The sequence below is a fragment of the Roseateles sp. L2-2 genome, assembly GCF_050613215.1.
Classification (GTDB): Bacteria; Pseudomonadota; Gammaproteobacteria; order Burkholderiales; family Burkholderiaceae_C; genus Roseateles; species Roseateles noduli.
In genome coordinates this window covers 6274975-6288522 of sequence record NZ_CP192509.1, presented here as the reverse complement: position 1 = coordinate 6288522, position 13548 = coordinate 6274975, and the positions used below count along the sequence as shown (strand labels likewise).

The 13548-nt window shown below is 69.6% G+C and carries 12 protein-coding genes; 8 read left to right on the top strand and 4 right to left on the bottom strand.

The features are described 5' to 3' along the window. Positions 1–15: 15 nt before the first annotated feature. The 3 genes from ACQZ13_RS27985 to ACQZ13_RS27975 all read right to left on the bottom strand — a co-directional run bounded on the left by ACQZ13_RS27985 (position 16) and on the right by ACQZ13_RS27975 (position 3612). Positions 16–1719: an Hsp70 family protein gene (locus ACQZ13_RS27985; RefSeq protein WP_431049092.1), complete on the bottom strand. Its 1704-nt coding sequence runs from the start codon at positions 1717–1719 to the stop codon at positions 16–18. A gap of 71 nt (positions 1720–1790) precedes the next feature. Then, positions 1791–2738 (bottom strand): SDR family NAD(P)-dependent oxidoreductase, encoded by a 948-nt coding sequence (locus ACQZ13_RS27980; protein ID WP_431049091.1) that lies wholly within the window; start codon positions 2736–2738, stop codon positions 1791–1793. Between the two features lie 88 nt (positions 2739–2826). Next, positions 2827–3612 carry an SDR family oxidoreductase gene (locus ACQZ13_RS27975; RefSeq protein ID WP_431049089.1) on the bottom strand — a complete coding sequence of 262 codons (786 nt, stop codon included), beginning with the start codon at positions 3610–3612 and terminating at the stop codon, positions 2827–2829. Between the two features lie 159 nt (positions 3613–3771). On the opposite strand from ACQZ13_RS27975, the gene ACQZ13_RS27970 reads away from it, so the two are divergent. The 6 genes from ACQZ13_RS27970 to ACQZ13_RS27945 all read left to right on the top strand — a co-directional run bounded on the left by ACQZ13_RS27970 (position 3772) and on the right by ACQZ13_RS27945 (position 10194). Continuing rightward, positions 3772–4689 (top strand): LysR family transcriptional regulator, encoded by a 918-nt coding sequence (locus tag ACQZ13_RS27970; protein ID WP_431049088.1) that lies wholly within the window; start codon positions 3772–3774, stop codon positions 4687–4689. Between the two features lie 85 nt (positions 4690–4774). Beyond that, on the top strand, positions 4775–6181 hold the full coding sequence (locus ACQZ13_RS27965) for a chloride channel protein (protein ID WP_431049087.1): 1407 nt from the start codon (positions 4775–4777) through the stop codon (positions 6179–6181). Between the two features lie 68 nt (positions 6182–6249). Beyond that, positions 6250–6651, top strand: a complete 402-nt coding sequence (locus ACQZ13_RS27960; RefSeq protein WP_431049086.1) for a GntR family transcriptional regulator — start codon at positions 6250–6252, stop codon at positions 6649–6651. Then, entirely contained in the window at positions 6648–7610 is a 963-nt protein-coding gene (locus tag ACQZ13_RS27955; protein ID WP_431049085.1) for an ABC transporter ATP-binding protein, read from the top strand. The genes ACQZ13_RS27960 and ACQZ13_RS27955 overlap by 4 nt, the downstream gene beginning before the upstream one ends. Next, positions 7607–9094 (top strand): hypothetical protein, encoded by a 1488-nt coding sequence (locus ACQZ13_RS27950; protein WP_431049084.1) that lies wholly within the window; start codon positions 7607–7609, stop codon positions 9092–9094. Before ACQZ13_RS27955 ends, ACQZ13_RS27950 begins: the two co-directional genes overlap by 4 nt. A gap of 194 nt (positions 9095–9288) precedes the next feature. Then, complete coding sequence (locus tag ACQZ13_RS27945; protein WP_431049083.1) at positions 9289–10194, top strand: hypothetical protein; 906 nt, start codon at positions 9289–9291, stop codon at positions 10192–10194. Between the two features lie 12 nt (positions 10195–10206). On the opposite strand, the gene ACQZ13_RS27940 is transcribed toward ACQZ13_RS27945, so the two are convergent. Next, positions 10207–10734 (bottom strand): flavin reductase family protein, encoded by a 528-nt coding sequence (locus ACQZ13_RS27940; RefSeq protein ID WP_431049082.1) that lies wholly within the window; start codon positions 10732–10734, stop codon positions 10207–10209. Between the two features lie 35 nt (positions 10735–10769). Here ACQZ13_RS27940 and ACQZ13_RS27935 point away from each other — a divergent pair, with 35 nt between their 5' ends. Then, positions 10770–11729 (top strand): M48 family metallopeptidase, encoded by a 960-nt coding sequence (locus ACQZ13_RS27935; RefSeq protein WP_431049081.1) that lies wholly within the window; start codon positions 10770–10772, stop codon positions 11727–11729. Positions 11730–11900: 171 nt separating this feature from the next. Beyond that, positions 11901–13502 carry a hybrid sensor histidine kinase/response regulator gene (locus ACQZ13_RS27930; RefSeq protein ID WP_431049080.1) on the top strand — a complete coding sequence of 534 codons (1602 nt, stop codon included), beginning with the start codon at positions 11901–11903 and terminating at the stop codon, positions 13500–13502. Positions 13503–13548: the final 46 nt, after the last annotated feature.

Sequence of the window (13548 nt, the reverse complement as noted above, 5' to 3'; positions counted from 1 at the left end):
CGCCGCGTTCCCGGATCAGAAGCGGAAGCCGCCGTCCACGCTGTCCAGCGCCTCGCGCATCTGCTGGCGGGCCTGGCGGATGACGCGCGGGTCCTGGGTGTCGAGCGCCTGTTCGAACTGGCCCAGCCACACCTGGATCGCCACGCGCTGTTCGCCGAGGCGGTCCTCATAGAGCCGCTTGGCGCGCTCGACCAGATAGCGGTTCTCTTCCTCGTCGCGCGGATGGCGCTTGAGCGCGCGCAACTGCTTGAGCGCCTCGGCGACCTGTGTCTCGCTCATCTCGGTGGCCGTGTTGCGGATCAGCAGGCTGGCGGCATGGCCGCCCAGCACGTCGCGCACGTCCGCTTCCAGCAGGCCGTTGGCGTCGTAGGTGAAGCGCACCTCGATCGAGGCCTCGCCGGCCGGCGCCGGCGTCAGCGCGAGCTCCAGCTTGCCCAGATGCAGGTTGTCGCTGCCCACCGGCGATTCGCCCTGGCGGATGTCCAGCTCCACCATCTTCTGCTGGTCGAAGACGCTGTAGTAGCGCTGCACGCGCGACACCGGCACCGGCGTGTTGCGCTCGATGATCGGGCTGAACCGGTCGCCGACGCGCTGCTGACCGACCTGCTGCGAGGTGATCACCCCCAGCGAGAACGGCATCACGTCCGTCAGCACGACCTCGTCGAGCGCCGCGTCGCGCGCCTTCAGCCCGGCCTGCACGGCCGCGCCCTGCGCGATCGCCTGGTCGGGATCGATGGTGCGCAGCGGCAGCCGCTGGAACAGCCGCGTGATCATCTGGCGGATCATCGGCATGCGCGTCGCGCCGCCCACCAGCACGACCTCGTTCAAGGCGGCGGGCGAGAGCTGCGCGTCCTGCAGCGCGCGTTCGATCGGGCGGCGCAGGCGCTGCAGCAGCTCGGCGGTGGCCGATTCGAAATCGGCGCGCGTGATCTCCAGCTCCGCGCGGCGACCGTCCAGCATCAGGCCCATGACGGCGCTCTCGCGCTCGCTGAGGTCGCGCTTGGCCTGCTCGGCGGCGCGCCACCACAGCGCGGGATCCTTCTGCAGCCGCTCGCGCTCGGCCAGCGACAGTGCCCCGCAGCGCTCGATGAACAGCTTGCCCACGGCGTGCGCGAAGTCCTCGCCGCCCAGACGCGTGTCGCCGGCGCTGGCGCGCACCTCGACGACGCCGTCGAAGTACTCCAGCACCGACACGTCGAAGGTGCCGCCGCCCAGGTCGAACACGAGGAAGGTGCTGTTGTCGGGCCGGTCCTGCAGGCCGTAGGCCAGACCGGCGGCGGTGGGCTCGTTGAGCAGCCGCTCGACCTTGAGCCCGGCGAGCTCGCCTGCGGCGCGCGTCGCGCGGCGCTGGGCCTCGTTGAAGTAGGCGGGGACGGTGATGACGGCCTCGGTGACCGGCTCGCCCAGGAAGGCTTCGGCGTCCGCCTTCAGCGACTGCAGCACCAGCGCCGACAGCTCCTCGGCGCGCAGCTGGCGGTCGCCGAGGCGCACGGTGCGGTCAGTGCCCATCATCCGCTTGAAGGCCTGCGCGGTGCGGGCCGGATCGGTGGCGGCGCGTTCGCGCGCGGCCAGGCCGGTGATCAGCTTGCCGGCGTCGTCGATGGCCACCGCGGACGGGGTCGCGAAGTCGCCCAACGCGTTGGGGATCAGCTGCGGGAGGCCGTCGCGGAAGACGGCGATGAGGCTGTTGGTCGTGCCGAGGTCGATGCCGACGATCATGGGATACGGAGGGGTCGGGTGTTGCGCCGCGGCGAGGATATCGCGCCCGTCCCACGATCGCCGGCACGGGATCACACGGGCGTGGCGCCCGCGTTGCGCACCGTCAACAGATCGCCGAGCTGCACGCGACGCAGGAACTCCGAACGGATCCGGTCGGCCACCGCGCTGACGACGTTGCTGCCGTCCTCCGACGGATCGATGTGGACGCGGAACGGGCGCTTGCCGAAGGGCGCGCCGACGACGTCCACGACAGCGCGGGCCACCTCGGTCGGATCCGCGTCGGCGGGTTCGGCGGCGGCCAGGTTGGTCATGATCTCCTGGGCCAGGCCTTGCGTCGGACCGCTGTCATAGGCCGCGACGCGTTCGACGTCGCCCGGCGAGCCCGAGTGCACGAAGTGGTTGGTGCCCTTGGTGAAGGCGCCCGGGACGACGATCGCCGTCTCGATGCCCCAGCGCGCCAGCTCGCCCGCGTAGCTGACGGCGACCGCGTCCATCGCCGCCTTCGCCGCGAAGTAGGGCGCCAGGTAGGGCGGCGTGCCGCCGCGCGTGCTGCTGCTGCCGATCCACAGCAGCAGCCCGCGACCCTGACGGCGCAGCTGCGGCAGCGCCGCGCGGTTGACCCGCTGCGCGCCGATCACGTTGACGTCGTAGAGCTGCGCGTACTGCTCGGGCAGGAAGGCTTCCGCCGGGCCGAAGGCCATGTGGCCGGCGTTGTGCATGACGACGTCGAGCCGGCCCTGCTCGGCCACGATGCGGGCGACGGCGGCGTCGGACGAGTCCTGCGACTGGACGTCGAGTTCCAGCGCGTGCAGCTTCACGCCGTGCTCGCGGGCGTAGGCGTCGACGGCGGCGACCTGCGGCGCGTTGCGGCCCTGCGTGGCGCGCATGCTGGCGTAGACGATGTGGCCGGCGTCGGCCAGCGCGCGGGCGCTCATGGCGCCGAAGCCGCTCGACGCGCCGGTGACGAGGATGACCTGGGACGACGCGGCGGCCGCGGGGGAAGTCTTCGAATCAGTCATGACAGTGCTCCAGGGAAATGGGGATGCGAGGGCTCACGGGACCGGGCCGCGGGGCGGCCGGTCGGGCGCAGCGTTCAGCGCTCAGGGCTCAGGCGAAGCCGCCGTTGGAGCGCAGGACCTGGCTGTTGATCCAGCCGCCGCCGGGGCCGACGAGGAAGGACACGGCGTGGGCGATGTCTTCGGGCGTGCCCAGGCGTTCCAGCGGGGCGATCCTGGCGACGCTGTCGATCTGCTCCTGCGACTTGCCCTTGAAGAAGAGCTCGGTGCCGACGGGTCCCGGGGCGACCGCGTTGACGGTGATCGAGCGGCCGCGCAGCTCGTTGGCCAGCACATGCACCAGGCCTTCGACGCCGGCCTTGGACGCGATGTACGGGCCGTAGTTGGGGAAGGACTTGGCGATCACGCTCGTCGACAACGCCACGATGCGGCCGCCGGCGGCGACCTTCTCGGCGGCGTGCGCCAGCACCAGGAAGGCGCCGCGCAGGTTGGTATCGATGACCTGGTCGAAGGTCTCCAGGCTGGACGGCTTGATCGCGCCCATGGGCATCACGCCGGCGCTGTGCACGACGGCGTCGAGGCGGCCGTGGCGGCGCAGCGTTTCCTCGAACAGCGCGGCGACCTGGCCGGCGTCGGACACGTCGGCCTGCACGGCGGTGGCGCGGCCGCCGGCGGCTTCGATGGCGGCGACGGTCTCCTGGGCCGCGGCGGCGTTGCCGGCGTAGTTGACGACGACGGTGAAGCCGTCGGCGGCGAGTTGCTTGGCGATGGCCTGGCCGATGCCGCGCGAGCCGCCGGTGACGAGGGCGGTTCGGAAACCGCGGTCGGTGGAGGTCGAGATCGGGGTCGAAGAGGAAGAGGAGGAAGGGGTGGTCATGGTTCGCTCCAAGGGGTTGTCGGAAGTCGGGGGGAAGGGGATGAAGGACTTCCGGGTTGCGATGGAACGAATTCTGGTTGTTGATCTGATCCGGAAAAAGGCGTGAGAATTGGCTTGTCAGTTCAACCTGACTCAACAAAAGCCTGCGAGGATGCTGGAATGGACCGATTCGAGACCCTTCAGCTGTTCACCCGGATCGTGGAGCTGCGCAGCTTCACGCAGGCGGCCGCGCACCTGGACATCCCTCGGGCGACGGCCACGCACGCCATCAAGGCGCTGGAGGCGCGGCTGGGCACGCGGCTGCTGGATCGGACCACGCGCGACGTGCGGCCGACGCTGGACGGCCAGGCGTACTACGAGCGCTGCGTGCTGGTGCTCAACGAGCTGGACGATGCCGAGGCCTCGTTGAAGCAGGTGGCGTCGAACCCGCGCGGCGTGCTGCGGGTGGACATGCACGGGGTCCATGCGTCGCAGATCGTTCTGCCGCGCATCGACGAGTTCCGCGAGCGTTTCCCGCAGATCGAGCTGGTGGTCAGCGGCGGCGACCGTCTGGTGGACCTGGTGCGCGAGGGCGTGGACTGCGTGCTGCGCGCGGGCACGCCGCGCGATTCGACGTTGGTGGCCCGCAAGCTGGCGTCGATGCCGCAGGCCATCTGCGCCAGTCCCGAATACCTCGCGCGCGCCGGCACGCCGCGTCATCCGGACGATCTGCCGTGGCACCAGACGGTGCGCTTCTTCGCCAGCGGCGGCGGCGTGGACTACCCGATCGAGCTCACCGTGGACGGGCAGTTGCGGCGCTACGCGCTGCCGGGCTGGATCTCGGTGAACGATGCCCAGAACTACTACGCCTGCGCGCTGCGCGGCTGCGGGCTGATCCAGGTGCCGCGCTACCACCTGGAGCCGGACCTGCAGGCGGGGCGGCTCGTCGAGGTGCTGCCGGAATGGCAGAGCCCGGCGATGACGCTGTCCGTGCTGTATCCGCAGCACCGGCAGCTCTCGCCGCGCGTGCGGGTGTTCGTGGACTGGCTGGCGCAGCTCTACGCGGAGAAGTTCCCGGAGCCGACGGCCGGATCCTGACGTACGCGCGACGACAGTCGGCCCTTGTCAGGGCGGGATACTTGGGGTCATGTCCGGCGATCACCCTGCAGAGAATTCCCCGCCAATGCCCCGCGGCGACGGCGATGCCAACGACCCGCCGGCGCCCGCACACGCCGACCCGGATTTCCTGTCGGCGGTGCGCGACGATCTCGCCGACTGGCGTCAATGGCTGGCCCGCGCCGTGGTCCTCGGCTTCGCCGTGGCGGCGGGACTGGCCGTCGTGGTGTTCACCTGGGTCAGCGAACAGGCGATGGCGGGCTTCACGGCACTGCGCGCGTGGTCCCCGTGGGCGCCGCTGCTCTGGACGCCGGTGTGCACCGCGGGCCTGGTCTGGCTGACCCGACGTTTCGCACCGGGAGCGGCCGGCTCCGGCATCCCGCAGGTCATGGCGGCCCTGTCGCCCAAGGTCGATGCGGCGCGGCAAGGGCTCTTCGTGTCGCTGAAGCTCAGCGCCGCGAAGCTGTTCCTGGTGTCCGGCGGCCTGCTGGGCGGTCTGGCCATCGGACGCGAGGGACCTTCGGTGCAGATCGCCGCGGGCGTCATGCAACATGCGCAGCGCTGGCTGCCCCGGCGTTCGCCGCTCAATCACGACGGACTGCTGGTGGCCGGGGGCGCGGCCGGCATCGCTGCGGCCTTCAACGCGCCGCTGGCCGGGGTGATGTTCGCCATCGAGGAACTCACCCGCAAGATCGAGCAGCGCAGCAGCGGGCTCATCATCGCGGCCATCGTGCTCGCCGGCCTGATCGCGGTGTCGGCCTTCGGCAATGCCAGCTATTTCGGCCGACTGCGGGTGGACCACCTCACCTGGTCGCACCTGCTGCCCGGACTGCTGACAGCGGTCGGGTGCGGGCTGGCGGGCGGCGTCTTCTCGCGGCTGCTGCAACGCAGCCTGCTCGGCGGGACCGACCGCTTCAGCCGGTGGCGAGCGCGGTTCCCGGTGCGCTTCGCCTTCGCCTGCGGCCTGGCGATCGCGGTTCTCGGGCTGGTCAGCCACGGCGCCACCGACGGCAGCGGCTACGACTACACCCGGGGCCTGGTGGAAGGCCACCTCGACCTGCCGGTGCTCTACGTCACCTTGCGCATCGTGGCGACCTGGCTCGCGGTCTGGTCCGGCGCGCCCGGCGGAATCTTCGCGCCCTCGCTGGCGATCGGCGCCGGCATCGGCAGCGACATCGCCCAACTGACCCACACCACCGAGGGCGCCGCGGTGATGATCGCCATCGGCATGACGGCCTTCCTCGCGGCGGTGACGCAGGCGCCGGTGACGTCCTTCATCATCGTCATGGAGATGGTGGACGGCCACTCGATGGTGCTGAGCCTGATGGCGGCCGCGCTGCTCGCCAGTCTGGTGTCGCGCTGGATCAGCGTGCCGATCTACCACCGGCTGGCGCAGGCGCAGCTCGGCAGGCTGCCCGCGGCGGAACACCCCGGAACGCCGGCGCGGCCGGACAACGACGGATCCCGCACTTGACGTCCCGTCGCTTTGTGTATTACTGTACTGATACACGCTGACGATGCCGTCGGCGCCGACAGCCGCCGATGGACGCCGACCTCCTCTTCAGCATCAACCCGGGCTCCGCCGAGCCGATCTACCGCCAGCTGGTGGAGCAGCTGCGCCGCCGCGTGGCCAGCGGGCAGCTGGTGGCGGGGCAGGAGATCCCTTCCGTGCGCGAGCTGGCGCAGGCGCTGGCCGTGAATCCGATGACCGTCTCCAAGGCCTTCGGGCTGATGGAGGCGGAAGGGTTGGTGGAGCGCCGACGCGGCCTGCCGATGGTGGTGGCGGCGCAGCATCAGAAGGCGATGAAGACGCGCGGCCGCGTGGAGCTGCTGCGCCCCGCGCTGGAAAAGGCCGCCGCCGAGGCGCGCCAGCTGGAGCTGCCGCCGGATCAGGTGCTGGCGCTGTTCAAGGCGCTGCTCGAAGACCAGGGAGAGACGCGATGACGCACACGCTGAAGCAGACACTGCACGAGACCCTCGACCACTCGCTGACGATCAGCCCGGCGCAGAGCCGGGCGCTCGCCGATGACGCGCTCGCCGCGCCGCCGGTGCGCGCGAGCGGCCTGCGGGTCGACTTCAAGGGCCAGCCCGGCGTGTTGTCGAACCTGGACTGGATGCTGGCGCCGGGGCAGGTCGTCGGTCTGCTGGGTCGCAACGGCGCCGGCAAGACCACGCTCCTGGAAACGCTGCTGGGTCTGCGCGAGCCGCAGGCCGGCGAGGTGCGGCTCTTCGGTCAGCCCGCGTTGACGCCGGACGACGCGCTGCGTGCACGGCTGGGCTACGTGCCGCAGCAGTCGGCGCTGTTCGAGGACTTCCAGGCCGGCGACCTGCTGCGCTACTTCCGCAGCTTCTATCCGCGCTGGAACGACGCCAAGGTCGACGGCCTGATGTCGCGCTGGGAGATCCCGCGCGACCGCCGCGTCAGCCAGCTCTCGCAGGGGCAGCAGCAGCGCCTGTCGATCATCCGCGCGCTGGCGCACGAGCCCGATCTGCTCGTACTCGACGAGCCCGTCGCCAGCCTGGACGCCGCCGGACGGCGCGACTTCCTGCGTGAGCTCGTCGACCAGGTGCTGGACCGGGGCACGACGGTGCTGTTCTCGACACACATCCTGTCGGATCTGGAACGCGTGGCCTTCAACGTCGCCTTCCTGAGCCGCGGCCGCATCGCGCTGCACGCGCCGCAGGACGCGCTCGCGGAACAGATCCGTCTGCTGTCCGGTCCGGTGGGCCGATTGCAGGCGGCGGTCGACGCGCATGGCGGCCAGGTGCTGGGCCGGCGCGACCTCGGCGAGCAGCCGCGCTGGCTGGTGCGATTCCCCGAAGGACGGCTGCCGCAAGGCGACGCGACGATGCGCTGCGAGGCGCTCAGCCTGGAAGACCTCTTCCTGGAGCTGACGCAATGAACGCCGGCTTGGCGCTGCCGCAGCCGGGCCTGAGCGGACACCTGGCGGTGCTCCGCGCGACAGCCCGTCCCTTGCGCCGCCTCTGGTGGCTGCTGCTGCCGCTCGCGGTGATCACGGCGCTGGGCGCCATGAAGTCCGCTTCGGCGGCTGCCACGGCCTTCTGCATCACGGCCGCGATCGGCCTGCAGTTCGTGTGGTGGCTGTGCGCGGGCTCGCTGAGCAACCAGAACCATCCGGTCAGCGCGCGCCTGGTGCCCGGCCATCTGCGCCAACTGCGGGAAGTCGCCGTCGCCCTGTTCCTGCTGATCGCCCTGGCCACCGGCGGACTCCTCCATGCGGTGTTCGGCCACTTCCCGGGCTTCGTGATGCTCGCGGGCGCGGTGCTCGTCAGCTTCTCGATGGCGCTGCGCTGGCCCATCACCTGGTTCGTGTTCTGGGTCTTTCCATGGATCCCGAGCGCGCTGCTCAAGGACACCGTCGTCTGGCGCGAGACAGCAGCGGTGCTGCGCGACTGGCACCAGCAGCAGCCCGTGACGCAGGCGGCGCTGGCGATGCTCGCGCTGGGCGCGGTCCTCTGGCACCTGTTCCAGGACGGCGGCGCCGGGCACCTGCGCAACTGGCAATCGGCGAAGCAGCTCAGCGACCTGATGTCGATGAAGGGGATCCGAACGGCGCGGACCGGGCGGCCACCGGGGCATCCGGTCCTCTGCTTCCTGTCCAAGCCGTTCACCTGGGGGTTGCCCGTCTGGACCCGGCACCTGATCCGCACCGCGACGCCGACCGCCGACAGCGTCGCGGCGCGGGCGGAGATCGCGGCGATGCGCAACCTGCACTGGGCGGCCACCGTGAGCGTGACCGGGGTCATCTTCCTCGCGCTCCTGGTGGCGGAGCTCGCGGTGCTGTTCTGGCTGCCAGCGGATCGCGCGGCGACGGTGCTGCAGCATGCGCTGCCGGGCACGTCCTTCGGCGTGATGTGCGCGCTGTTCGGGCCGCTGCTCAGCTTCTCTTCGATGCTGCAGCGGACGCGGGCGGAGCAGGCCCTGCTGACGCTCGTGCCGGGCATGCCGCGCGGCGAGGCGATGAACCGCGTGCTCGCGCGGAGGATGCTCACGCAGTTCCTGCTGGTGCTGGGCTTCGGCGCGGCGGTGCTGGCGCTGATGGTGGCGCTCGTGCCCGGCGATTGGCCGGCCGACCAGCCGCTGATGGGCCTTCACTTCGCCGCCATCGCGCTGCCTGCGGGTCTGCTGCTGTGGCGGGACTGGTCGCGCGGACGTCAGCCGGGCGCGATGCAGACGGTGGCGATGATGCTCGGATGGATGCTGGTGGCCGGCGTGAGCATAGTCGCGAACCGGTTCTTCCAGATCATGCCGTGGCACGTCGTCGCCGTGACGGCTCCGCTCACCGCGTTGCTCGCCGTCTGGCGCTGGCGCGCGGTGCGGCGCATGGCGCCGTTCTGGCCGGTCGGCCGGCACGCGGAGGATTGAATCTTCCGACATTGCCGAAGCGGCGTCTTTTGCCACTGTTGCGCAAAGATCTCGCCGAATAAATTCCGTTCCAGAAAGCGGAAGGCCTCCTTTCGGAGGCCTTCACACTCTTTACACTGGGGCTCCCTCACGGGTTGGCTTACCAGCGCGTCGAGAAGAAGTGTACTCCAGTAATGTTCCGGGACAGGGGCGGGATGCATCCTCCAGCCAGCGTATTCGAACAGATCGTTTCCAAGCCACGATTGGACAGCTATCGCAACTACTGGAAAGTGGGCGCGGACGAAGCGGTCGGCCTGTACATGTGGAACGGAGAAGTCTGTGGCGAGCTCGCAAAGCTTCTGTCCTACTTCGAGGTCGCCCTCAGGAACAACATCCATCGCGAGCTCAGTCTCAACACGACTGGAGGTGTTTCAGCGAGCAGCCACTGGTGGGACATGCTTTCGAGCCAGCTGAAATCCGGAACGATGGACAAGGTCACCGAGGTCCGCCAGAAAGCACGTCCGATTTCTCCAAATGCCGATGAGATCGTTTCACGTCTGTCCTTCGGTTTCTGGCCGAACGTGTTGACTTGGGTGGCGCGGCATCGGACCACGCTGATGCCACGAATCCTGCCAGCGCATCCGCTGAGTCAGCCTGGCGCTTCGCTCAACTGGACAAATGCGATCGCCCGTCGGAATGCGCTGACCGAGTTCTTCGAGATCAAGGATCTTCGGAATCGCATTGCGCACCACGAGCCCTTGTGGAAGTTCGCGGCCGTTATGGACACATCGACATCGCCCGCGACCGTCCTCGCACCGGCCTCGGTCGATGAGGCTTCGAGTCTTTCTCGTTTTTCACGTCTGCTCCAGCGCTACGACCTTGCAGTCAATGCGCTGTCCCCCGATCTCTTCGCGCACATCCGTCGTTCGTCCTGGCGAGTCAGGGTGGACTACCTGCTGTCCAAGCGTGGACTGAGTCGCTACAAGAATGGCGCACATGTCGCGGAGCCGAGTGCCATCAGCACACTGGCGCTTCGGCAACAGTTCGCCGCAGTGATCAGGCGAAACCGACCGGTCCGCCTCCTCGACCATGCCGGCGAAGGTCTGTTCATTCCGGTCTAGAGTTTTCTCGACTCAGATCGGCAGCTCGGTGTAATACCGCCCGCCATGAAAGATCAGCGGCTGGGCCTGTTCGGCGCGAGTGCAGGCCTCGACCTCGCCGACGAAGATGACGTGGTCGCCTTCCTCGTACTGGCTGCGGTTCGCGCATTCGAAGACGGCCGCGCAGCCTTCCAGCACCGGCGCGCCGCCGCAACCTTCGCGGAAGCGCACGCCTGCGAAGCGGTCGATGTCGCGCGTGGCGAAGCGCTGCGCCAGGTCCTTCTGGTCGGCCGCCAGGATGTTGATCGCGTAATGCGAGCCGCGGCTGAACACCGGCATCGAGCCGGCCCGGCGCGCCAGGCTCCACAGCACCAGCGGCGGCGACAGCGACACTGAGTTGAACGAGTTGGCCGTCAGGCCGACCAGGGTGCCGTCTTCCGCCCGCGCGGTCACGATGGTGACGCCGGTGGCGAACATGCCGAGCGCCGCGCGGAACTCCTGCGGGGCGAGGGGCGAGGTGGCGCAGGTCGGAGACGGCGTGATCAGTGGCGACTGGGACATGATGACCGGGATTGTCGCCTGCCTAGAATCTCGCCATGGTTGATGCTGATTTCTCCTCCGACGCCGATGTCCACCTGCCTTCGGCGCCCGCCTACGGTTTCGGCCGATGCGACTGCCGTCGTTGCGGCAAGGATGGCGCGCCGCGCCAGCCCGCACGGCGCCTGTTCACCGGCCTGATGGCCGCCGGCGGCGCGCTCGCGCTGACCCCCGCCTGGGCGCAGGACGGGGTCGACGTCGGCAAGCAGAGCGGCTTCACCAAGCTGATCTCGGCCGAGCAGGTCGAGGCCGCCGCCCAGAAGCAGTACGCGCAGATGATGCAGCAGGCCCAGGCGCAGAAGGCGCTGGCGCCGGCCAACCATCCGCAGGTCGTCCGCCTGCGCGCGATCGCGCAGCGCATCATCCCGTTCGCCGGCGCGTGGAACACCCGCGCGCAGCAATGGCGCTGGGAGGTGAACCTGATCGGCAGCAGGGAGCTCAACGCCTTCTGCATGCCGGGCGGCAAGATCGCGTTCTATTACGGGATCCTCCAGCAGCTGCAGCTCAGCGACGACGAGGTCGCGATGATCATGGGCCACGAGATGGCTCACGCGCTGCGCGAACACGCCCGGGAGCGCATGGGCAAGAACATGGCGACCAACGGCGCGATCCAGCTGGGCGCGGCGATCTTCGGCCTGGGCGACCTCGGCCGCGGCGTGGCCAACATCGGCGGGCAGCTGCTGTCGCTGACCTTCAGCCGCGAGGACGAGAGCGAAGCCGACCTGGTCGGCATGGAGCTGGCGGCCCGCGCCGGTTACGACCCTCACGCCGGCGTCACGCTGTGGGAGAAGATGGGGAAGGCGAGCAAGGGCGCGCCGCCGCAGTTCCTGTCCACCCATCCGTCCGGCCCGACGCGGATCCGCGACATCGAGCGCACGCTGCCCCGCGTGCAGAACCTGTACGCCCGCGCGCCCAAGCCTGCGCAGCGCTTCGAGCCGCCGGCGCCGTCCAAGACCTGAGGGACGCCGGCAGGGACTGCGGGCAAGCCCGGGGAGACACGGCGGCGCTTTCGGGGCCTGATGGCTCGAAAGGCCGATGCCGTGGGGCTTCCCTACGGTTAGGTGTTGGCACAGCGATTGCCGACGCCGCCCACGAGGATCACACTGAAACCTCGTCACCTGAGGGTCCACATGCCGGGTCGGGAGCCACCGCACGGCTCGGGTGCATCCCCTGCACCCGAGGAAGGCGTCGCGCACGTCGGGGCGGCGCTCAACTACGTCACCGACGCCGTCATCCTGCTCGAACACGACTGGACCATCCAGTTCGTCAACGTCGCCTTCGAGCGCGCCAGCGGTCGCCAGCGCGAGGCGCTGATCGGCAGGAATTACTGGACCACCCTCTCCGGTGCGATGGGCGAGCGCTTCGACGTCGAGGCGCGATCCGCGATGCAATCGCGCGCCGCGCACATCTACGAGGAATTCAACGCCCGCCTGAGCAAGTGGTTCGAGTGCCGTGCGTTCCCGTGCGAGCACGGCCTGGTGGTGCTGTTCATCGACGTCACGATGCGCAAGGCCGACGAGCTGACGCGGGTCGACTTCGAGGAGAAGCTGGTGCGCATCCAGCGCATGGAGTCGCTGGGCACGCTGGCGGGCGGCGTGGCGCACGATTTCAACAACATCCTGGCGGCGATCCTCGGCCACGCGGGGATGATGCTCGACGAGCTGCCGGCGACCTCGCCGCTGCGCGGGCACATGCAGCAGATCAAGCGGGCGGGGGACCGCGCGCGCGACATCGTGCAGCGCATCCTGGCGTACGCGCGCGGCAGCAGTCATGAGCTGTCCAAGCACAAGCTGCGCCCGCTGGTGGAGGACAGCATCCAGCTGCTGCGCTCCACGCTGCCGGCCTCGGTGCTGCTGACGGTGGACCTGCATGGCGACGATTGCGTCGCCACGGTCGATCCGGCGGAGGTCCAGCAGGTGGTGCTCAACCTCTGCACGAATGCGTGGCAGGCGATGCCGGGCGGGCACGGCCAGCTGCACGTCGCGCTGCGGGCGGTGCACTTCGACGTGCCGCATGCGTTCGCGATCGGGCGCGTGGCGCCGACGCATTACGCGGAGCTCAGCGTCCGCGACGACGGGCACGGCATGGAGGAGGACGTCGCGAAGCGGCTGTTCGAACCCTTCTTCACCACCAAGCCGCGCGGCCAGGGCACGGGCCTGGGGCTGCACATCGTGCACGGCATCGTGCATGCGCACGGCGGCGCGATCGACGTGCAGTCGCGGCCGGGGATGGGCACGGTGTTCTCGGTCTACCTGCCGGTGGTGGGCAGCGACACGGCGACGCTCGACACCGCGGCGCTGACGAAGGTGGCCGACCCCGGACTGGGCGAGCATCTCCTCTACGTCGACGACGATCCGATCGTGCTGATGATGGTGGAGGCCCTGCTGAAGAAGGCCGGCTACGACGTGCGCACCTACGAGGATCCCACCGAGTGCCTCGCCGACATCGAGAACGGCCGGGTGCCGGTGCAGCTGCTGATCACCGACTTCAACATGCCGGGCATGAACGGGCTGGAGCTGGCGGTGGCGGTGCGCGAGACCCTGCCGACGGTGCCGGTGATCGTCACCACGGGCTACATCGGCGACGAGCTGACCGACGCGGCCGACCGCATGGGCGGCGTGGCGGTGCTGCAGAAGGAGCGCAGCTTCGAGGAGCTCGTCGAGCTGGCTGCGCTCGCGCTGCGCGGTTTCCCGGAATCACGCTTCCTGGACACCGGCCTGTCGCCGCTCTGAAGCCGTCGCGCCGTCTTGCTCCCTCTCCCGCTTGCGGGAGAGCCAC